Origin of the sequence: Butyrivibrio hungatei, assembly GCF_900101605.1 — a bacterium.
GTDB classification, from domain to species: domain Bacteria; phylum Bacillota; class Clostridia; order Lachnospirales; family Lachnospiraceae; genus Butyrivibrio; species Butyrivibrio hungatei_B.
This window is the reverse complement of the sequence record NZ_FMUR01000007.1, coordinates 179533-201076: the sequence shown is the minus strand read 5'-3', so window position 1 is coordinate 201076 and position 21544 is coordinate 179533. Positions and strand designations below refer to the sequence as shown.

The window sequence follows — 21544 nt, the reverse complement described above, 5'->3', positions numbered from 1 at the left end:
TAATGCATCATTCCTCTCTTATATTGGATATAGAGCTTAATCCGTATACCTTTGCCACATCACGGTTGATCCTGCTGTCCGGATCGTCAAGCAAAAAGAAGGAATAAAAATCCTCTATATATTCAGGATTAGTCGGAACATCAACTTTAACATCCCTATCTTTCATATTCGACAAACTGTCTATAATCTTTTTTGTCTCAACATAATTTTTTTGAAGCTCACCGACATAAAGCTGCTTGTTAAGCTTAACAACGACGTACTTTTCGGGTGAAAAAGGTGTCGCTATAAAGCACACAAAAATAATTGCATAAAGAACCGCGAGGACCGACATTTTCTTATGTCCCTTCAAAGTTCTTCCCATTAACCATCCGATAAACAATGCCAGATTATCAAATGCGGCAGTCATAGCCGTCACCGTGATAAAAAAGCATCCGTTCGTAGTTTCCTCCATTCCATATCCCACTACCGGTGTAAAAGCCGCTATCAACGGAGAAGCAAAAAGCATAACTCCGACTGCCATCCATGCTCCCCTGCAAAGCTTTATCCTGTCATAGATAAGGTATCCGACAACAACAAGGCTTATAACATAAACCAGATAATTCCTGTCAGAAAAAAGCCACCTTACCACGTACATATAACGCTCCGACGCATAGATAATTCCTGCTTTTACATCAACTGCGCCGCCGTTTTTCATTCCATGCCCCGCATAATTTCCCGGAGCAAGTATATTAACCGCCGCCCCTGCAAGACATGTAATAAATACTAACATATTATCTTTTTCAAGTCTTCTTCTCTTAATTGCAAAATAGATAATCGTACACAAAAGAAAATACACAACTATCCCCGTTATTGCAAGAGATGCTCCGACTGCCGCAATTCCACATGCCAAAGAGAATACCAAAGGTTCTCTTCCCGTCAAAGCAACTTCTTTATTCAGATTATAAATGATAAAAAGACCTATCGATATAAATCCCAGCGCAATCGGAAAGCCATATGCACAAGCCCCGGAAAACCAGTAAAATACTTCACTGAACGAATCATATGCCGCAAGAGGAAATACCGCCATCAATATCACAAATAAAACAACATGTATCCCTACATACGCAGCCTTCTTTATTATGATACCTGTCAAAAAGATCACCGCGCCGAAAACCAGAAACGCATTGACCTCCATAATAATTCTCATCGCAGAAAAGCCGCCGTACGCTACAGGATTAAATAAAGAACCGATAAACGAGGTAAAATATGCTCCCTGCTCATGTCTGTATGCGTCTTGCGTAAACTTAGACGCAGAAACAATGCGTTTTAAGAATCCATGGATTCCCACTCCGGATCCCGCATACCAATAATCATCCGACACCGGTACAACAAACATGGCTGCTCTGACGATCGTCCCGATTAAAAATGAGATCATCAAAGCCGATACAATCCCCATCCCCCAATTCAATATTGTTTGCGTTCTCTCGTGCTTCATACTACCCGCGATCTTTCTTACCATTCCCTCGAAAAAAGGTCTGCAAAGTCAAAGTCTGCAACCATTTTTCTGACAATCTTCAATCCCTTATCCATCTCATCAACGGATTTAATTTCATATTTTCCATCCTTAAAGCATTCTACCATAAATTTGTTAATTGCGGGTTTATAATGTGAATAATCCGCATAATTACTGAGGTTCAAGGTCTCATCCATCGTCTGGAAATAAAACACTCTTGCATTGTCATACTGAAGAAGTCTCTCCGCAACATATCTGTACTGCTCCATTGTCGCTTCAAACGTATTTTCGCGCATCACATTGTTCCAATACAGGATACTGTAAGGGGGAAAAAAGAAATAAAACTCCGTATCGGGATTTGCTTCAACAAAAGGAAGAATATTCCTTGAAAGATTTACTTCCGTTCTCTCGATAAGCCCGTCTTTTTCAGTCTCCACAGGGTTTATCTCAGGCTGTTCGTAGTTGTGCATAACCCACTCAATATTGTAATACTCGGGTGTCCACCAGCTAAAATAAATCTCAGAAAGATCCGAGCCTTTTTTCTGAATGGCAGGACGAAAAATATATTCAAATAATACATCCTTGTTTATGAGATATTTTACATCATTAATGACACTCTTGTCATACAAATGCGTGGGAAGCGGATACTTTGTTTCATCGGGATCTGCGGTCATAGTCGGGATATCCACGGCAAAGTACACTTGCTTCATGGGATTTTTCTTCCTCGCATGGGTATTTTTATCAAACACAAAAGAAAGGATATTGTAGTCATCCCTCGGATATGCCCCGCTATAGCTAAGTTTCACGGTATCCGTCCCAAGAATCTCTTTAAAATCGTCCGTGTCAAAATTTACCGTCATAGACGATCCTATGATACATCCGTCATATTCCATATTCATCGCCATTCCCGGATTCTGACTGAGCTGATTGTCTACAATATACGGAAATCCCGAAACCGGAGTATGGAAATGAAAAAATGGATCCACATATACAACGATTGCGCCGCAGATGACAAACACCGCAAGAATCATACCTATTAAGATGAAAAAGTACCTTTTATAGCTTTTCATAATTATCCCCGCCCCGAACACGCATTTATTAAAATCGCGCTAAAAATTCATATAAAGAAATGTACTCACGCCTGAAAAACTGATTATGCTCCATACCAAAAGCACCGCGGTAAGTACAGTCGTGCCAAGATTTATCTTGCACTTCTTTGAATATTCGACGGCATTTTTTCCAAAAAAGATCATCACGCCGCCCGCAATAAGAAAAAGCCAAAGACAAATATCCCACGCAAAACCAAACTTCATAAGCGGAGTCACCTTTATCACATACCATAATTCATCGAGATTAAACCCGTCGGAAAACGTGCTGTAAAAAGGCCTTATCCCACCCACAAACATCCTCTTAAAAAGGAGAAGCGCATCGGATATACTCTCTGCCCTAAAGAACACCCATGCCGCAGTAACATAGACAAATGTAAAAAGAGTTCCGCAGATTCTCTTACATATTGTGGCAATCCCACTTTCCTTACAATTTTCGGATGTCTTTTTCCCTGTTTTTATCATCCTTGTGATAATGCTAAGTACACCGTGCATGATTCCCCAGACAACAAATGTACTTCCGCCGCCGTGCCAGATTCCGCTAAGCAGAAAGACGAAAAAGATATTAAGATACGTCCTAAACTGCCCTTTCCTGCTGCCTCCAAGCGGTATATATACATATTTGGTAAAAAACTTAGTCAGTGTAATATGCCATCTATCCCAGAAATCATCTATATCAACCGCTTTATAAGGCGAATTGAAATTAAGCGAAAGCTCAAATCCCATCATCATGCAGATTGAAGCCGCAATATCACAATAACCGCTAAAATCGAAATACAACATGAAAGAATAGAACACGGCGGTCAGTATCGCCTCCATCCTTCCAAGATTCGGAATCGCAGAAAAGCCGTACTCTACAGCCTTTGCAAAAGTATCCGCAAGTATTACCTTCTTAAACAGTCCCATTGACAAAAGAAGGAGCCCACGCATAAGTTTTTCCCAATCCACGCTTTCTTCGTATGCTTTTTTAAGCCCGTCTGTAAATGCCTGATATCCCATAAGAGGCCCCTGCAATATCTTTGGAAAAAACAATATATAAATGAGGTAGTCCATAAGATCGTATTCTTTGATCTCTCCCCGATAATAATCAACAATATAGGAAATCTGATTGAATGTGTAGAAACTGATAGCTACGGGAAAGAACATACCCGCATATACAACACTGTATTTAAAGAAAAGCAACATCGCAATATTTATCGCGACACCTGCGATCATCCAAACTTTCGCATTTTTCTTTAACCTGATACAGTTTATGACATTTATGTTGAGAAAGATACTCATACATAAAATAGCTGTGTTTTTAATATCGAAAAGACCGTAGAAAATAAGAGAGCCTATGATCATCAATATGTTCAAAAGGCTTTCTTTTTTCTTATGATCTTTTATCTTTGTCCTTATCAGAAAATACGCCGCAAGAAATATCGGCAGAAATAAAAGCATAAACTCGTATGAATTAAAAAGCATTTTACTTCAACCATTCACTCCTTTTACTGATGAGGAGCGCCTTAAAGATGTCAATATCGTCTACTGTCGTAAGTTTTATGTTCTTCTCAGAACCCTGTGAAAAATATACTTTTCTTCCAAGTTCGGTCATAAGCGTACAAGATGCGACAGAACCTGTAATTCCTTTTGAAAGAGCCTCTCTGTGAAGATCACAGATCTCTCCGAGCCTGAATCCCTGCGGAGTCTGGGTTCTCTTAAGATTGTCTCTGGGATATGTCTTATCCGACATTTCGCCGTCCGTTGTGGTAAGCATGGCTTCCGCACACGGAATGGCCGTAATGGCGTTTCCGTACTGCTTTGTCTTCATTATGCAGTCGGATATGATCTCCGCGGAAACCATTGGTCTTATCGCATCATGGATAAGCACTATCGAATCGGAATCAAAATTCTTCTCAAGTTCATAAACACCGTTTCGTATGGAACCCTGTCCGTTCTCTCCGCCCGGAACGACGTACTCAAGTTTGGTAATATTAAACTGCCTTGCATATGCCATAAGCATCTGCTCCCAGCCTTCAACACACACTACGGCGATGGAATCAATCTCGGGATGATTCTGAAACGCCTCAAGCGTATATACAATAACAGGCTTCTCATTTACCGTAAGAAACTGCTTGGGAATGTCCTGCTTCATTCTGGCTCCCGTACCGCCGGCAATTATCAGTGCTATTGTTTTCATAATGATCGGTCCTCGTTTTTCTTTATAACATTTACATGCATAGGAACTCTTTTATCCTCGGGCGGAAGACTCATGTAATCCTTGTAAGTCTTCTTAAGCCACTTGTCGTGATTCTTCGGAATAGGGAATTCCTTGCCTCTTATCTTAGCTGTATCAGGCCCGTATATTAAATGGTCTGCATCAAAATCAAGCCCCCAGTATCTGGGATCGGGCTGCTCATTCGAAATGAAAAGAGTTGTTTCATCTCCCGCACCTTCCGCGCCCTCAGGCGCTCTCTTTGCAAGTCCGCCAAGTGTCTGAAGCTTAATATATTTATATGCGATAACCTTAAACGGTATGCACTTTCCTACAGTTGTAAGAAGGAATGAAACAACCTTCATAACGCCCTTAAATTTAGAGTAATCGACATAAGGCCTGTGCCCCATTGCAAGAGCGTAGAGAAGCTTCATTCTTATAAGCTGCCATTTATGATTATCAGCCTCTTTATCAAATACAAAAAGATCAAGCGTCGGATGAGAATATCTGTGCTCATAATAATCTTCCGCTCCAAATGAGGTCTCTTCATAGGTAAGATCATAATCTGCGATCTTGGTTATAAAATCAAAGAACTGCGGATATCTCTCAAATCTTAAGAGTTTAAATCTTTTATCAGCCTCTTTTTCATAAACATCAAGAAATCTCTCATAATCTTCACGCAAAAAGAGAATATCAACATCATCATCCCACGGAATGAAATCCTGATGTCTTACCGCACCAAGAAACGTGCCTCCGTGAAGATAATACTGTATATTATGTTTTTTACATATTCTGTCCACCTCCGAGAGCATTGCAAAATCCGACTCATGCACCCTGTCGAGGTATTGTTGCACTTCTTTATCCATTTAACTTATTTCCTTAGTTCCACTCTGCAGCTTTCTTTTTCTCAAGTTTTTTAACCACAACCGGATCTTCGTAAACATAAAACTTACCGACTTTATCAACAACCGTAAGTCCGAATGTCGTAAGGTCCTTGCTTAACTTTCTTTTATCGGTATCCTCAGGCATGATGACATATCGGCATCCGTCTTCTCTTGCCGCATCAACAATCGCTTTGGCATCAACTATCTCAACGCCTTCGGCCGTGACCTCTGCATTTTTCATCGCATCATACACAGGATCCCAGTACATTCCCTTAGCTTCACCCTCAATAATATCTGCTCCGTAAGGCATAAGAATATGAGTATCATACTGCCTTACATACCATGTCAGTTCTTCGGGAAAAGCCGCCCTCGGATTATCTTCTCCTTCTGCAGGCTTTATAAGCTCACATATATCAATAACATCCTGGCGAATATGATAAATGTTCTCTGCCTTATACATGTATCTGTTTGTATATACAAGTTTGCCTGTAAGCATGATCGCAAGAACCGCAGCAACCATTACCACTCTTCTTATCGCATCGCTTTTCATTTTCATCATTATCAGACATGCAGCGTATGCAATAACAATATACATGGGTATCAACCACAATATTCTATAATACGTTTCCGGGCTGTCTTTATCAACATGACCGACATATATTATCCTTGTTATCGGCAAAAGAAATCCCGCAATTATCACAAGTGGCATTATTCCCAAAAGTATCTTTTTTACTTTGTCTTTTTCTTTGATCATGATAAATATCGCCGAAGCAATAAAAACGATCATGTTAAGATATGCCCTGATATCTCCGGCCGATTCGCCTCCAAAATACTGTCTGAGCGCCACATAACATTCCATAAAAATTCCGTACATATTATGCTCCACCCCCCAGAATTAAATAAAAGGCAACATAAGCCAGATTGGGAATAACCGCCAAAAAAGCTCCTACAAGCACAGTCCATCTCTTTGATGCATATAACAAAACAATCGTAAGGATTGCAACAAGTCCGCATCCAAGCGCAACACCAAGCTCAGTACAGATACATGAAAGTACATTTACAAGCGCAAGCATTATCCAGCAGGGTGCGGTGATCTTAAGTTTTTCTTTAGTTCCGGCCGCCTCGTTCACTGCGGATACATCTTCAAACATAAGCAAAAAGAGCCAAAAGATCATCGGAAGTGCAAGATTTGAAAAAAGAGCCTTACCCTGCCAACTTCTCATTAGCAGGAATGTCGCAGGCGTACTCAGCGAAACATTTCCAAACATATACAGCATATTTATAAAGATCATAAATACGGGAACGATTTCTTTTTTCTCCTTAAAAAGACTCTTCCCTATCTGATAATACACATAATAAACAAGCGGTAAAACAAAGAGTGGCATTACTACATGCGAAACTATAGTGGCATGTACAGATGAGCTCTTGGCTATAAAGGCAATCCACATTGTAACAGCTGCAAGCACATTTCTCGTTTTAAGGTCAATTGGGCCTCCAACATTAGGATCGATCCTGTTCATAGATCCCCACTGCTGCGCTATAAGTGAATTTGTCACATATTCGGCATCATCACCGTTGAACGGTGCATATATAAAGTTCATTACCACTTGAAAAAGAACAAGTGCTATAAAGATTCCATAATAAATTTTGGTCTCTGTATTAAGGTCACAGACAATCTCCCTCTTAAAGATCGACTTACTGAACCTAAAAGATCCGCCGATTGCCAAAAGCGATACGATCACCACATAAATCTGTCTGCAATGCGTAAACGACTCGTAAACATAATTGATTATGCAGGGAATCGCGACCATTTCAAATATAGCAATGTAAATAAGAAATCCAAGAATAAATGTGATTCCTATTGTCTTTTTCCCCTCAGGTAATATAAAGTTGAAAAGCTGTCCGATAAGATATGGCACTACCAACATCCAATAGATCAGGCGCACTACGGACCATGCAACCATTAACATATGTCATTCTCCCAAAGCAATTAAAACTCTATACAGCATCATAATCATACAACGAGCATGCTCTTTATGTGTTGCTGCAAAATATTGATTCCCGTGACGTTTTCTCCACCGCGTGGGATAATTATATCAGCATATTTTTTACTCGGTTCCACGAACTGCTCATGCATAGGCTTTACAGTGTCTGCATATTGATTAAGGATCGACTCTATACTCCTTGCGCGTTCTGCCATATCGCGGCGGATTCTACGCATAAGTCTCTCATCCGCATCAGTATCCACAAAAACCTTTATATCCATAAGGTCTCTCAGTTCTTTATTTTCAAGAACAAGGATTCCCTCAAGGATTATAACATTCTTAGGAACAATGTGAACCGTTGCATCAGCTCTGTTATGAACCGAAAAATCATAAACGGGAATATCGACTTCCTCGTTGTTCTTAAGCTTTTTTACATCCTCTATCATCATCTGAGTGTCAAATGAATCCGGATGATCGTAGTTAAGTTTGGACCTATCCTCGTAAGAAAGGTCGTTATGAGCTTTATAATATGAATCGTGGTTGATGACTACAATATCATCTCCGAAATTCTCTTTTATCTTTCTTACTATTGTTGTCTTTCCCGAAGCGGTGCCTCCCGCAACTCCGACAATACAGATCTTACCTTGCATATCTGCCTCCTTTTGAAGTGTAATACTCCTGATCCACCACTTCTCCGGTTTCTTTATCATATAATATTATCTGAATATCGGCACTCACATGAGCGTCGTCGTAAAGATAGTTTGTATCCTGATCGTCAGCCTCATATAAAAGTCTGAAATCCTGCTCGACAGGCTGATAATACATGTGTCCCATCGCAGTTTCAACATTCTCAAGAGAACCTACGCCTTCTGCTTCATACGTCTTGCCCGTCTTGGGATCCTTAATGAGTATATAAGGTCCCGATGTGGTTTTGATCATATTTGAATCGGCTATTCCGCTTATGATATGTTCCATAGGTTTATCGGTAAAGACCTGTGACCCCTCATTGCAGTAGAAAACAAAACCGTACTCTCCGAGTGACAAAAGACTCAATTTGGAAATAAGGTTGTCCTCATCGGTCGTATCATCTCTTATCGAATCATAGAAATTATCGCTCTTTTCATCCCAGTATGCATAAGCCTCGTCGCCTCTGTGATCAACAAGCTTTGAATTACTCTTAAGCCACTTTCCTATCGCCTTGGTTGTCTTTGTAGATCCGACAGCATTCAGATGTCCGTGATCGTTTAAGTCTGAATATATATCAATAACATCCGAGTTGAGCATATTAAGATACGGCACTTTGCAGGCTTTTGCTATCGCACCCGCTGAATTTGCCGCAATAATATCTTTTGACTCGGGATTAAAAGGATCGAATGTCACAAGCACTCCGATTTTTCTCTTCTTACACTCTTCAATGATAGCCTTAAGATAGCGTTCTCCAACCGTTTCCTCGGGAAGAACTTCTCCCTTTTCAGGTTCCTTACAGAAAGTAAAAGAAGTCTCAACATCATATCTCATCTCTGCGCCAAACAATTCGTTCTTTGACTCATCTCCGAATACCGATTTAAAATCATCCTCGGAAATGTATTCCCACCTGTTGTGATAAACAAGGAAATTAAAAAGGAATTCTCTTCGGATCGATTTATCCTGTATAAGATCGTTTACCGCCTCAACTTTGAGGTCGTTAAACGGCCACACATCCATATTGAGGTGAAGCTGCTCAACAGAAGTATTTACCTCATCCTCATCGGGATTTGCATCTCTGTCATCGAGGTAACGATAGTTCTTCTCAAGCATATAGGCATCAACAACAACCCACTTCGGAGTCGTGTACTGAAGCGCCTCCCTTAGTTCCCAATATGTTGATTGAAGGAGCGAACCGTGTCCTCCCATATTGTAAGAAGTATATCCGTACTCATTATAAAGAACCGTAGGGTTTATCGCATTTATTACGTGCGAAGAGCCAATAAAAAGAACGTCTATCTGATCTTTTTTGGCAAGTTCAAAGAAATCGGCATACTTATACAAGCTGTCTTTTCTCTCCAAAACTATCGTCGTTGCATATAAAATAATGCCCACGGTTATAGTAAAAAATATGCACTTTAAAGCTATGTTTATCTTTCTTTTCATAAATTCATGCCCTTGTCAGTGCCTTCAGCACTACGCTTAATATGTAACTTCACCGTCATGCTTAAGAAGTGATACGCTGTTTACTCCGTCAAGTCCCGAAAGGCTGCTGCAAAGCTTTCTTCCGTCTGATGTTCTGATCTCGAAAGCCAGACTTATCTGTCCGTTTGTTATTGTTCTGCTCTTCTCACTGTAATAGCTCTTGCTCTCTGTAAGAATCTTCTCAACACCGTCATTGGTCTCATCACTGTCTCTAAAGCTTATCAAAAGAATCTGAGGAGCCTTCGCCTGAGGAACCAGCTCAAGAACAAGAATGAGTATTGTGATCGATGCGGAAAGCACCAGTGCTATTCCAAACAATCCCGCGCCGCAGATGATTCCGGCAGCAATTGACCAGAACAGGAACACAAGGTCCATGGGATCTTTTATTGCGGTACGAAATCTTACGATAGAAAGCGCACCCACCATACCAAGAGAAACCACAACGCTTGACTGGATAGTCAGAATAATTGCCGCAGTTATGATTGCAATCGATGCAAGAGAGATATTAAAGCTCTTTGAATAAAAGCTCTTTTTTGTAACAACTCTGTAAAAAAGATAAATATATACCGCAAATACACATGTAAGCGCGATCGCAATTATTATTGTCCTGATGCTCATTTCCGTCTGAGCGTAATTCTCCAAAAAAGATTTCTTTAAAATATCCTTAAAACTCATTTCTCATCCTCCGTTATAATGCTGTGCTTCGTATGCCATCCGTTCAAAATGCCTGCATTGGCATTCGACGGCACAATTCGTATTTAGAAAAAGAAGTATATCTCATATTATCAAGAATCATCACTTGTCTTAAGTGATCGGGCAAAAGCGTATCATACTTCACCTCCAGAAGATCAAGGTCCCTCGCCATAATAGGCCTTACCGGCAGATCTTCATCAAAGAATCGGTCAAACATCTCGCTCGAAGAAAGACATCTGTCAATCGTGACACGCACATTTGAAGGCCTCCAGATATACGGAATTCTCTCATACTGAACTATTGTAGCCGGTCTGAATCCTTTAGTCATGACCTGCATTGCAAAATCATTCCACAAAGGTTCTCTGTTTTTGTCCGGCTTGATATTTCCGGACAATGCCGCTTCTACATCCTCTCTTGAAACGGTAATACTGTCCTTATGCGTCATATTACCGGCTTTTTCTTTACATTCAAGATGTATCACTTTATCGCTGCAGTTATATATTCTGATTCTCCACTTCCTTCGGAAATTAACTCCGTCCTCCTTCTCATGAAGGCAGGAATTGTACATATCGTCAAAATACACACTGCGGATCAGATAAGACGTGCCGTCACGCACATGCGGATCTTTTTCCATCATGGCATCAAGTCTCATCTTAAGGATAGCGACATCGGATTTATTCAGAAGATACTTCTGCTCATTTCTGTATCTGTTTCCCATAAAGTTCTGCTCCTAGTGCTGTGTCTTCGTAAGTACCATGTCCTCTTTTACCACGGTATCAAGAGTAAATAACTCCTTGCCATAGTACCAAGCATCGCTGTCTTTGTAAATCGGAAGCGCATCTTCTCCGATAGTTCCGTTCTTTTTAACAGGAACTATAAGATCAAGTCTTGATTCCGTCTTGGATTCGTCCAAAACGAATTTCACAATACAATAATCATCTTCATTTTTGTAATATTCATCAAGAAACTTGGTTCTGTCAGCAAAAGCCTGAGTAATATTATCAACCGCTTCCGTAAAAACATCCAATCTTGCAACATTATCGTCTTCATCGTTCCACCTGTAACCATCAGCGATCACGGAACTCTCAATCTCTTTTTTCCAGACGGGTACGTCTTCCGAAAGAATCTTCTTAAGCTGCGGCTCAGCCTTTTCAAAGAAAAATCTCTTCATCTGTTCATGGAAATCTTTATGTGAATCAAATTGCCTAAGCCACATGATTCCCGAATTTCCTTTATCTTTTATGGTTATGGCGTTATTGTGAAGAGACCTCAAAACATAATTAAGCCTCTCATTCTGTATGAAAACAATATAATCGTTTATCGATCTGTCAAAATCCCAGGCAGGTCCACCGTACAATTTACGCTCGTTTTCTTTAACATAAAAATACTCACTGGAATATTCAGTGTCATAATTTGCGGATATTTCCTGAAGCACATACTGTCGCTCCCAGGATTCGGGATCGTAATAATCGGACCACGTTTTACCGCTTTTTGTCTTCTCTCCGTCAGGAAGATAAAGAGCCTGCTCAGCCTCATTGACTAGATCCGTCAGATACTTATGCTGATCTTTCGTAATATTGACCGGAGCCTTGACTTCCATGCACCTGTTAGGTGTCTCTACAAAAAGATTTTCCGGTGTCTCCTGCGTTGCCTCGACCGTTCCAAGTTCAACAAGATATCCTCCCATGTTATTTTGGTTCATGTCTCTGTCACCGGCAACTTCATTGACAACTTCAAGATTATTTAAGTCAATATTTCCGCCATCTATGTCAATCTTTTGCAGAAGCAAGTAAAGCCCTTCATATTGCCCGTTCAGATAGACATTCACATAGCGAAATTCAGGTGTATACTTATCTCCAGTATTCATGGAAAGCCTGTACATTATAGCATCCTTCATAAATGTGCTGTCGACATACTCGGATATAAGAACCCACTTACTCTGCGCCGACATCCCAAGAATCTCTTCGTCGGACTCAAGACTGAATTGATATGATTTTTTTTCTGCATAAAAAGATGTATTTCCATGTACGCGAATATTGCAGTTCCCATAAAAATTGCGAGAATTGTCACTGTCCATTACCGTACAAAAACCGGTAGCCGTATTTCCTTTTGCATCCGTCAAAAAATCTTTTGTCGCATCATATGTTCCGAGATATACAGACGGGATCCCGCTTGCCGCTATAAATCTAAAATCAGCTGCTTCGGTTCCGACATCCGGGATCTTTATCCTGCCGCTTATTTTTTCAAAAAAAGGTACAGTAAAAGTATCGCCGTTTTTATAAGTGGCATTGTCTATAGTCACTTCAATCTTTTTGTCACATACGAGTTTGATACTGTCTGCTTCTTCCACAGGAAGATAAACATCATATATAAGCAATCCGTTTTCGTCATAATGCGCATATATGCCGCTCGCAGTCTCAACGGGATTACCCTCGGGAACAAATCCGACACTCTCCCAAACCGTCAGATCATAATCGCTGTATTTCTTTGCATTTCTTTTTTTATCCGTTATAAGAAAAAGCGTTACCGACAGTGCTACAATAAGCACCGCCGTCAGAAGCCATATGCTCTTTACTTTCCTTCCGCCGATCAACCGTAATTACTCCTTGAATACCTCTTTCAAAACCATCAAAACTGTTTGTAGATAAAATCAGATACATCATAGCCGGGTCCCCAGATACCACACACTACGGTAACTAAGATTCCAACAATCATGATGATCCATCTAAGCCACAAGCCCTGGCACAATATCTTTTCCCTGATAACAATTCCTCTGCTGTTCACAAGATCAACAATGATAATAAGCAATATGCCCAGTGCACCAAGAAGGAAGTTTCCTCTTGTAAGACCGAACTGATACATACTTCCGTCAACAAATTTCCACGGAGTAAACGCAAAAGAATTTTCGATGATCCTTAATGCCTGCATAATATCGTCCGCTCTGAAGAACACCCACGCATAAGCAACCAGAATAAAAGTTCCCGCCGTCTTTACAATCCTATGAGAAAAGCTTGCGCGTCCGATATTAAACGTCTTTGTGATCTTATCTCTTACGGGAGTGACAATACTTCCTATCACCTGATATATGCCGTGAATAAGTCCCCAGGCAAGGAACGTAAAGTCCGCGCCGTGCCAAAGGCCACTGACTGTAAATACTATAAGGATATTGAGATACTTTCTGAATGTTCCCTTCCTGTTTCCGCCAAGAGGAATATACAGATAATCCCTAAACCACGAAGAAAGCGATACATGCCACCTTCTCCAGAACTCCGCAATAGACCTTGCCAGATACGGACTCTCAAAGTTCTTCATTACATCAATTCCGAGAATCCTTGCAATTCCGATCGCAATATGTGAATATCCCGCAAAATCCGCGTAGATCTCAAATGTATAGAATACGATTGCAACAAAAGCCACCGCACCGCGTATGGTTTGGTCGGTATCAAATACCACATTGACAAAAATGGCAAGTCTTTCCGCAACGACAAGCTTTAGGAAATATCCCCACAAAACCTGAAGGAATCCATTTCTGAATCTGTCAAAATCAATGGGCTTTGGATTGTCGAACTGTTCCAACATATTACCTGCTCTTTCGATAGGTCCCGCAACAATCTGCGGAAAGAATGATACGAAAAGAGCAAGTTTAAGAAAGTTCTTTTCCGGTTCAATATCTCCCCTGTAGACATCTATCAGATATCCCACGGCCTTAAGTATGTAAAAAGAAAGTCCGAGAGGAATTATTATATTGGTTAGCTGAATGTTTCCATATTCTCCGTCTGTCGCAATACCCAAGATCTGCATAAAGAAATTGAAGTATTTGAACACAAAAAGTATTCCGAGATTAAAGATAAGGCACAAAAGAAATATTAGCTTTGTCTTATTTTTTCCCAGACTGATACCCGTTGCATACACCGATAGCATAGAAAGCACAAGAATTATCACCGCTCCCAAACCTGCGGTTGAATAAAAGATCATGCTTGCTATAAGAAGCCAGATATAGCGATACTTGATCGGAACTATGAAGTTGCACAAAACGGCACATGGCAAAAATACCATAAATGCAAAGGATATAAAGCTCATTTTTTCTCCCTGTGGTGTGTGTATTCAGCGTAATGTCGCATCATTTATCGTTATCAAAATTAATGCGCTTTTCCTCAACAACTATCGGACGTCCGATAACTCTTGTGTTAATGTTAAGTATATACTCGCCCGTAAGTCCGATGAAAAAGAGCTGTATCGCTCCGATAAGGAACATTCCGATGATCATCGGTGCATAGCCGGCATGGAAGCTGTACCAATGAGTAAGCTTCAGCACAAGATATACAAAAGCAACTATCATATCTATAATCGCGCAGACAAATCCCGCGATGGTGCAAAGACGAAGTCCCACCTTTGTATAAGATGTGATACTGAGCATTGCGGCATCATACAAGGTATAGAAATTGTTGTGTGTCTTGCCCGCTCTTCTCTGAGGCTGCTCGTACTCAACAGTTGTCATATTGAATCCGTCTCCGTACTCGGCAACAATTCCTCTTATAAACGGAACCGGATCGTTCAGCTGTCTAAGAAGCGCTATAAATGTCTTGTCATAGAGTCCAAATCCCGTAAAATGCTCAATCATGCGAACACTGGACATGTTTTTTATTGTCTTGTAATAAACTGTTCTGAGAAAATAGATAAATCCGTTTTCTTTACTTGAAGCCTTTACGCCACTAACGATCTTGTGTCCCTCTTCCCATTTTTTTACAAATACGGGAATCAGCTCCACAGGATCCTGAAAATCGGCGCACACGGGAATAACGCAGTCTCCGTCAAGAGAGCACATTCCATGGAAAGGCGAATTGAACTGTCCGAAATTTGTGACGTTAAAAATCGCCTTTATCTTATTGTTTCCCTCACAGATTTTTTCAATCTTATCTCTTGTTCCGTCCGTTGAAGCATTGTCTATGAAAACAATCTCATAATCATAGTTTGAAAGATCTTTTTTTATAACTTCTTCAACTGCTGCGGAAATTCCTTCCACATTCTCCACCTCATTAAAACAGGGGATCAAAATACTAATCTTTTTTTTCATAATACTCCTAAAAAATGCGGTGCTATATCATCCTAAAGCACCGCATTAAAATTTTATGTATCGTCAATCTATTTCCACCTCATCCGCTTCTTCCGAAGTAGATGTTTCATGGTATTCCTCCTCAGTGTTAACGTTCCATATATTGCTGCGGTCTGTCTCTCCACTTATAATATTCTTAACAGCCTCAAAGGATGTACACATTGAATGATCGATATTGTTATATCTATGCTGACCATTTCTGCCTACACAATAGAGATTATCGATAGTATCAAGATACTTGATAAGCTTGTCCATCTCATCATATGTATCAAAGTAAGCAGGATAAGCCTTTTTAACTTTCTCCATATGATAGTCGATAACTTCGTCTGCATTGTCGATAAGTTTAAGCTTTACCATCTCATCGATTGCCATCTTGGCAAATTCATCTTCGGTCATATTCCACATGTTGTCGCCTTCAAAGCAGAAATACTCAAGTCCGACCCATACTGTATTTTCCAGATCTTTTACCAGATAAGGAGACCAGTTGTTGTAAATCTGAAATCTTCCCATCTTAACATTTCTGTCCTGAACATATACCCAGTTATCAGGCACGATATTTCCGATAGTCTTGATCTTGGTCTTATTCTCAAGATTGAGCTTCGGAACAAGTACACCAAGTGTCATATAATCACGGTAAGGAAGTCCTGCGGCAATTCTTGCGGGATCTTCGGGAACGTCGTTCATTCCCGCAACGAGATCCTTTATCGGCATAGAACTGATAACTACATCTCCGTCAATCTCAATCTCTTTACCGTCAACGAGATAAGATACTCCCTTTATGTGATCGCCGTCTTTTCTTATTCCCGTAACCTTGGCATTTACTATAATCGTACCGCCGAGTTTCTTGATCTCATCGGCAGTTACATCCCAGAGCTGACCGGGGCCGAGCTTAGGATATTTAAACTCTTCTATAAGTGAAGTATTGACCTTACGGTTCTTAACTTTAAAAAGCCTTCCGAGATAGTCCTTTATTATTCCGAAAATAGACAAGCCCTTGGTTCTCTGCTTGCCCCATGAAGCATCGATCTCACTCGGATGTCTGCCCCAGAGGTTCTCGGTATAATATTCAAAGAACATTGAATACAGCTTCTTACCAAAGTTATTGATATAAAGGTTCTCAAGATTGTCTTCGGGTCTTTTGTGGAAAACAGACGCCATATATGAGAATCCAACCTGCATCGTAGTCAAAAAGCCAAAGTTCTTAAAAGTTTCACCCTTGAGTGAAATAGGATAATCATAAAACTTGGAATCAAAAAGAATACGTGAGACGCGGTGTCTCTTAAGCATAACTCTGTCAGTTTTCTCAGGATCCGGACCGCCCTCTGTCATCTTCATCGGTCTGTCGAGAACGATATCGTCATAAGTGGGTTTTCCCTGTCCGGGAAGCATCTTATCCCACCATTCATTAACTTCGGGAACCTTGGTAAAAAACCTGTGACCGCCCATATCCATGCGGTTTCCTTTATACTCTACAGTTCTTGATATTCCTCCAAACTGGTCGGTTTTCTCAAAGATCACCACCTGATAATCCTTTGACTTGGTCAAAAGCTCATAAGCAGCAGTTAGTCCTGCGGGACCCGCACCAATAATTAAGGCCTTCTTCATCACATTTACCCTCATTTTCTAAATAATCGTCCGTTCATTATCTTGGAGACGAACAATAATAGTAGTATACCCTACCCCATAACATTCTTCAAGATAGCACTCCATGCCACTCCACGTGCGACATTTGGGGGTATTGGCGATATGCGTTCCATAAGTCAGGTTTTCACAGGGGTTATGTTCGTTGACATTCAAGGCATAAGCAAGCGGTAATCTTTATTCTTCGCTCCTAAACTCGCCCATAAATGGGCTCAAACAAACGGAGCGAGAACAGAATAAAGATTACCGCTTGCTTAAGCTCTTGAATGTTACAACTCACATAAATACTGTGAAAACCTGACTTATGGAACTGCGTAGTGGCGAATAGCCCACCTGTACGCCTTCATAAGTATACGCTACATTAACAAAGTATTAACATTTTATCACAATATTGGCTATATAGCAATTACATTATTTAAGAATCTATAGCGCAAGTAACACCTTAGTAAACGCCGTGCGGTACATAATAAACAACAGACCTATATAGCCATTTATAACAGTCTTTTCGCGTGTTGTCACATTCAAGAACATAAAAAAGAAGAGCTGCTTATTCTGTTCTCACTCCAACTGTTTGAGCCCATCTATGGGCGAGTTTTGGAGCGAAGAATAAGTAGCTCTGAATTTTTATGTCTTGAATGTCAACACACGAAACGACTGTTATAAATGGTTATATAGGTCGTCCGTTTACATATACCCCCGGCGTTACTCAGCTCCTGCGCCGTGTTCTCTGGCGAGCGGGTACGCTCCGGCCTTGAGCTTCTCGTAAGCCTCGGGATAATTCTCTTTGAGTTTGTGATCTGAGATCATGAAATACTCATCGGGATCGAATTCATTTATCTTGATAATGTCATTCTCAAGGTATGCGAACGGTTCGTTTTCCTCATAGAAATTTGGAATGTGCGCAAGAAGTCTTGCAAATACCTGTCTTCCTTTCTCTGTGAGGTGAGTTCCGTCCATAAGGTACTCTTCCGCCGTATCAAGGTAAAGATCGCATTTCTTGTCATCATTCATAGCGTCAAAGTCGATAAGATCAAGATCTTCCGCTACGTTAAGCGCTTTTCTTGCATAGTTTGCAAGAGTATCAATTCCATAACTTACTACATAAGAATCGCCAAGGAACTTTCCGTTTGTATCCTTATAAATTCCATAGAAAGGAGTCATAAGGATAATTCTTGCATTGGGGCTTATCTCCTTAAGAGTTCTCACGCCTTCCTCAAGTGCTTCATAATATGAGTGAAGCGGATTGCCTTCAAACTGCGTTTTATCAAGCGGCATCTTATCAAAGAAATCATTTGCACCATATTCTATAAAGTAATAATCAACCTTCTCGGGATCGATCTTATTCATGTTCTCAAGAACCGTCGGATAATTCTGAAATACCCTGTCTCTATCAACCTTGCCTGCAAGGCTGTAAGTTATTCCGTTAAAAGAAATTGAATCCCACTTTGACAAAGATGAGTCTGTTGTTGAATGCTCAAGTGCAGCGGTAGTTCCGCCGATTCCAAGATTATATGCTACAGAATTGGGAACTCTTTCAGATACAAGGGAAGCAAGATCCGTTCCGGTGTCTCTTCCGTTCTCAATCTGGCTGTCGCCGAGAAATACCATTACTACTTTGTCTTCATCTACCTGCTCCTGAGGTTCTTCCTCTTTAGTTTCCTCCACTGAAGCTGAGGCTGCTGCTTCATCAAGTGTAGGCTTATAAATATCTTCCGCCAAAACCAATGTGCCCGCCTCTGCGGCCTGATCGCTTTTACCGGTCATGCTTGTCGCAAGATCGTCATTTATAAATTCCAGTGCAGTGTCTGCATTTTTATCAATTGCAGTACATCCGCAAGTCAGCATAGCTACCGTTGTTACACCCACAATAAAACTAATTATTTTTCTCTTCTTCATTTTTCCTCCTCGCTGATACTTCACCAAGTCCTATTTTAACACCAATCTGTCAAAACGTTCCGACAGGAGTACAAAAATTAATGAAATCTACAATCAATCTTAAGAAAGTCTTAAGAAGTTATCCTTTATCCGATAACGAGTATATGTAATATCAACAACGTCAATTACTGTTCCGTCTCTTTCTTTTTTCCGAGTTTTACAACTCCAAGTATTATTACAGTAACGAATCTCACGATGTTCACCGCAACAAGGCCATAGGCAAATCCTACCATTCCCCACTTATACGTAACCGGGATCACTATGGTCACAAAAACAATTCCATAAATGAGATTGATAATAAACTGAAGTTTTTCTTCCGTAAACGCAAGAAGCACAACCATCAATGAACCCGAGATAAAATAAAGGAGCTGTCCGAGGTTTGCCAAAAAGAAAAATTTCGAAGCCCCATCATATACATCGGGAGTAAAAAACAGCTTTACATATATCATTGAAAAGCCGCTACATACAAGCGCTCCGAGGAACGTAAGTGCCAAAAAAGCCGATCCGATCGTGGCAAATATCTTTTTATTCATCTTAATCTTATAATTTGTAAGATAGCTTATGACTACACCGTTTAGCGGAGTCGTGAGCATTGCTACGATCTTACCGATAAGGCTGGCAGTATAAAAATCTGTAACCTGACCTGCCTCGGCAAAATGCTTTAAGAGAATTCTGTCTGAATTAAGTATCAGATTTGCCAGCACGTTTCCCATGGCTATGTACCATGCAGACTTCATATTCTCTTTAAACGCACCCGACAAATTAAAAAACGGCGCCCTGAATATTTTTCCGGTCATAACAGTGAAAATGATACCGAAAATCTCTCCGAGGAACATCACGAGAACCCAGTTCTTGGTAACCGGGTACAACATAAGTCCCAGCACATATCCCACAGATACAGATAAGAAGAAAAAGAAATATTCTTTAAATCTTATGTTCATCCTGTACTGAACGTCCGAATAGTACCTGAAAACCGTAACTATCATGAGAACAAGTACGGGAACAAAGAGTTTTAGCGATATTCCCTCCGCCAGATAAATAGCTCCGAAAGTAACAGGAATAGAAAGAACGGCGATCATCAAAAGAAATACATTGTAATCTCCGTTTGTTTCCTCTCTGTCTTTTTTTGCCATCATTCTCGAGTAACTGGCTGCAGTTCCAAATCCCGCACCCATTACAGAAATGATGGAAATTAAATAAAGAACGGTGTCAAATCCGCTCCTTCCAATGCTTTTTTCAATATTGGAATAAACAAGAAGCTGTAGAACACCGTTATAGATGACCAGTGCAAGAACACTGAATATAAAGTCTTTGGAGGCTTTTTTTATAAGCCCCGACTTATTTTTTGTATTACTATCTTCCATTTGATCGCTAATCCTTATTTCATCATGTCTGTTTCTTTGTGACGCTGAAGCATGTTAAGCTGCATCTCAAATTCACGTCTGTTATTAACCGCAAGTGTGGACAGTATAACTCCCGCAAAAAAGCTCTGAACCGCAGAAAGCATGATAAAGCAGCAAACTATCAATGTAGGAAATCTGGGTACAAGCCCCGTACGCCAATACTCTGTGACGATCGGCACCAAAAAGAATATCGATATAAGTGCAAGTACCAGTGAAAATATGAGAAAGAATCCAAAAGGCTTATAGTTCCTGTAAAGCTTTGCAATAGTCTTAAGAACCTTCATACCGTCTGCATAAGTATTGAGCTTACTCTCAGACCCTTCGGGTCTGTCTCTATATTCAATAACAACATTATCTATCTGCATGTTGTTATAAACGGCATGAATAGTCATCTCCGTCTCAATCTCAAAACCTTTTGAAAGAACAGGGAATGTCTTTACAAACTCATAGCTGAAAGCTCTGAAGCCTGTCATAATATCCCTGATATTGCATCCGAACAACTTGTTGATGCTTCCTCTTACGAGGTTATTTCCAAAGTTATGAAAAGGTCTTTTGTTCTCCTGATAATATGTTGATGAAAGTCTGTCTCCCACTACCATATCCGAATTGTGATTAAGAACAAGATCAACCATCTCGGGCGCCGAATCCATGGGATAAGTATCGTCGCCATCAACCATAACATATACAAGCGCATCGATCTCACGGAACATACGTCTTATAACATTGCCTTTTCCCTGCATATATTCATTTCGAACGATAGCCCCTTCAGCTAAAGCAATTTCTGCAGTTCGGTCTTTGGAATTATTGTTATATACATAAATTACCGCCTCAGGAAGTGCCGCCTTAGCATCTCTTATAACTTTCGCTATAGTTTTTTCCTCATTGTAACAAGGTATCAGTACTGCAATCTTATCCATAAATATCCTCTT

General features: G+C 40.4%; 18 protein-coding genes. All 18 read right to left on the bottom strand.

Translation table 11 applies throughout. The features are described from left to right. Positions 1-7: 7 nt before the first annotated feature. Entirely contained in the window at positions 8-1498 is a 1491-nt protein-coding gene (locus BLP87_RS06920; RefSeq protein ID WP_074462032.1) for a DUF6056 family protein, read from the bottom strand. Next, positions 1492-2562: a hypothetical protein gene (locus BLP87_RS06915; protein ID WP_074462031.1), complete on the bottom strand. Its 1071-nt coding sequence runs from the start codon at positions 2560-2562 to the stop codon at positions 1492-1494. Before BLP87_RS06915 ends, BLP87_RS06920 begins: the two co-directional genes overlap by 7 nt. Before the next feature lie 39 nt (positions 2563-2601). Further along, positions 2602-4062, bottom strand: coding sequence for an MBOAT family O-acyltransferase (locus tag BLP87_RS06910; RefSeq protein WP_074462030.1), 1461 nt, complete (start codon positions 4060-4062; stop codon positions 2602-2604). Between the two features lies 1 nt (position 4063). Next, positions 4064-4777 (bottom strand): IspD/TarI family cytidylyltransferase, encoded by a 714-nt coding sequence (locus BLP87_RS06905; protein ID WP_074462029.1) that lies wholly within the window; start codon positions 4775-4777, stop codon positions 4064-4066. Beyond that, positions 4774-5658 carry a LicD family protein gene (locus BLP87_RS06900; RefSeq protein WP_074462028.1) on the bottom strand — a complete coding sequence of 295 codons (885 nt, stop codon included), beginning with the start codon at positions 5656-5658 and terminating at the stop codon, positions 4774-4776. The genes BLP87_RS06905 and BLP87_RS06900 overlap by 4 nt, the downstream gene beginning before the upstream one ends. Before the next feature lie 13 nt (positions 5659-5671). Continuing rightward, positions 5672-6550 (bottom strand): hypothetical protein, encoded by an 879-nt coding sequence (locus BLP87_RS06895; protein WP_074462027.1) that lies wholly within the window; start codon positions 6548-6550, stop codon positions 5672-5674. Between the two features lies 1 nt (position 6551). Further along, positions 6552-7646 (bottom strand): DUF6077 domain-containing protein, encoded by a 1095-nt coding sequence (locus tag BLP87_RS06890; protein WP_074462026.1) that lies wholly within the window; start codon positions 7644-7646, stop codon positions 6552-6554. A 44-nt stretch (positions 7647-7690) separates the two neighbouring features. After that, positions 7691-8311, bottom strand: coding sequence for a uridine kinase (gene udk, locus BLP87_RS06885; RefSeq protein ID WP_074462025.1), 621 nt, complete (start codon positions 8309-8311; stop codon positions 7691-7693). Beyond that, positions 8301-9791, bottom strand: coding sequence for a hypothetical protein (locus BLP87_RS06880; RefSeq protein WP_074462024.1), 1491 nt, complete (start codon positions 9789-9791; stop codon positions 8301-8303). The genes udk and BLP87_RS06880 overlap by 11 nt, the downstream gene beginning before the upstream one ends. A 36-nt stretch (positions 9792-9827) precedes the next feature. Then, entirely contained in the window at positions 9828-10505 is a 678-nt protein-coding gene (locus BLP87_RS06875; protein ID WP_074462023.1) for a DUF4956 domain-containing protein, read from the bottom strand. Between the two features lie 43 nt (positions 10506-10548). After that, positions 10549-11241 carry a polyphosphate polymerase domain-containing protein gene (locus tag BLP87_RS06870; RefSeq protein WP_074462022.1) on the bottom strand — a complete coding sequence of 231 codons (693 nt, stop codon included), beginning with the start codon at positions 11239-11241 and terminating at the stop codon, positions 10549-10551. A 12-nt stretch (positions 11242-11253) separates the two neighbouring features. Beyond that, positions 11254-13116, bottom strand: coding sequence for a CotH kinase family protein (locus tag BLP87_RS06865; protein WP_074462021.1), 1863 nt, complete (start codon positions 13114-13116; stop codon positions 11254-11256). Positions 13117-13151: 35 nt separating this feature from the next. Continuing rightward, on the bottom strand, positions 13152-14603 hold the full coding sequence (locus tag BLP87_RS06860; RefSeq protein WP_074462020.1) for an MBOAT family O-acyltransferase: 1452 nt from the start codon (positions 14601-14603) through the stop codon (positions 13152-13154). 40 nt (positions 14604-14643) lie between these two features. Next, complete coding sequence (locus BLP87_RS06855) at positions 14644-15597, bottom strand: glycosyltransferase family 2 protein (protein WP_074462019.1); 954 nt, start codon at positions 15595-15597, stop codon at positions 14644-14646. Positions 15598-15660: 63 nt separating this feature from the next. Next, positions 15661-17241, bottom strand: coding sequence for an NAD(P)/FAD-dependent oxidoreductase (locus tag BLP87_RS06850; RefSeq protein ID WP_074462018.1), 1581 nt, complete (start codon positions 17239-17241; stop codon positions 15661-15663). Positions 17242-17979: 738 nt separating this feature from the next. Next, positions 17980-19173, bottom strand: a complete 1194-nt coding sequence (locus BLP87_RS06845) for an SGNH/GDSL hydrolase family protein (protein ID WP_074462017.1) — start codon at positions 19171-19173, stop codon at positions 17980-17982. Between the two features lie 164 nt (positions 19174-19337). After that, a complete protein-coding gene (locus tag BLP87_RS06840) occupies positions 19338-20576 on the bottom strand; it encodes a lipopolysaccharide biosynthesis protein (protein ID WP_074462016.1) in 1239 nt (412 codons plus the stop codon). Positions 20577-20590: 14 nt separating this feature from the next. Then, positions 20591-21532, bottom strand: a complete 942-nt coding sequence (locus BLP87_RS06835) for a glycosyltransferase family 2 protein (RefSeq protein WP_074462015.1) — start codon at positions 21530-21532, stop codon at positions 20591-20593. Positions 21533-21544: the final 12 nt, after the last annotated feature.